The sequence below is a fragment of the Acinetobacter sp. V2 genome (genome assembly GCF_001188385.1).
GTDB classification, from domain to species: Bacteria; Pseudomonadota; Gammaproteobacteria; order Pseudomonadales; family Moraxellaceae; genus Acinetobacter; species Acinetobacter oleivorans.
On record NZ_JZFB01000001.1, the window covers coordinates 1,773,475 to 1,774,475 of the forward strand.

Below are 1,001 nucleotides of genomic sequence, written 5' to 3' on the forward strand. Positions count from 1 at the left end.
TGATGCAAAAGCTAAGCAGCAAAAAGCTGCTGATGATGCTAAACGTAAAGCTGAAGCTGAGGCCGAAGCAAAAGCTGCATCTGCTCAAAAAGCACAAGAAGAAGCAGCTCAGAAGAAAGCCGAAGCTAAAAAAATTGCTTCTTCAGCTAGACGTGATTTTGAGCAAAAAATTCGACGCTCTTGGGATGTTCCGACTGGCAGTAGCGGTAAAACAGTTGGTGTCCGTTTTACCCTTTCAGACTCAGGTAGCGTTAATTCTATTGTGATCACACGTTCAAGTGGCGATGATGCTTTAGATGCAAGTATTAAGGCCGCAATTCAAGCATCTGCGCCATATCCTATGCCATCAGACCCTGATGCAAGACGTGAAGCAAGAAGTGTTAACTCTACATTTAGAGCGCAATAATTTTGAAAGAGTTACATGCTTTAAATAGTTTAAGGCATGTAACTATGCTACAAAATCAACAGTCACAAAAATACCTGCTATGACTTTAAACTTATGAATACGAGCCGCAAACACCTGCTATCTTTAGCATTGATCACCGCCTTAAGCCCTATTGCTTCTACAACTGCTTTTGCCCAGTTATATCTGGAAATTGCCAAAGCACCAGATCAGGCACCCAAAATTGCTATTGTCCCGTTTAACAATGACAATGGGCTCTCTCCTATTGTTGAAACTGACTTAAACCGTTCTGGACGTTTTACAAGCTCATCTAAAAACTTGCCTGCCAATGCTGCAATCAATCAGATCCAAGCTTCTGACTGGCAAGCTGCCGGAATTCCATATGTAGTTACTGGACAAATTAAACAAACAGCGACAGGTTTTGAAGTTCATTATCAACTTTATGATGTACAAAAGCAGCAATACATTTTAAATGAACTTTTAAATGTACCTGCTTCACGCATACGTCAAGCTGGCCATATGGTGAGTGATGCTATTTATCAGGCACTTACTGGTATTCCAGGTGATTTTAGTGGCCGTATTGCATATGTACTCAGAA

At 41.0% G+C, this 1,001-nt stretch carries 1 protein-coding gene and 1 pseudogene; both read left to right on the forward strand.

What is annotated here, in order from left to right:
• On the forward strand, positions 1 to 406 hold a 406-nt coding region (locus UC75_RS22490), incomplete at its 5' end, for a cell envelope integrity protein TolA (RefSeq protein ID WP_164837872.1).
• A gap of 93 nt (positions 407 to 499) precedes the next feature.
• A pseudogene (tolB, locus tag UC75_RS20755) lies at positions 500 to 1,001 on the forward strand (Tol-Pal system protein TolB); the annotation flags it as partial.